At 35.5% G+C, this 256-nt stretch carries 1 protein-coding gene; it reads left to right on the top strand.

All coding sequences use genetic code 11. The features are described 5' to 3' along the window. Positions 1-256, top strand: a 256-nt coding sequence (gene fliD / locus R0K30_RS22630; RefSeq protein ID WP_410613169.1) for a flagellar filament capping protein FliD, incomplete at both ends; no start/stop codon positions are given.

Here is a 256-nt window from a genome sequence, read left to right on the forward strand (position 1 = left end):
ATAGTGATACAACATCAACAACGTATGCTGAAAACTTAAACGAAGTAACAGCAGCGACGGATGCTTCAATTACGATTGACGGAACGCTTGTGGCCTCAAGCAGTACCAATGAGTTTAAAGATGTTATTGAAGGCGTTAACATTAATGCTAAAAAAATTCACAATGCAGACGATGATTTAAGTAAAGCAACTATCACTGAAAATAACAATAATGTTGCTGCTGGATTAAAGTCGTTTGTAGAGAAGTTTAATGCATT

The organism is Bacillus sp. SIMBA_154 (assembly GCF_046536015.1).
GTDB classification, from domain to species: Bacteria; Bacillota; Bacilli; order Bacillales; family Bacillaceae; genus Bacillus; species Bacillus pumilus_P.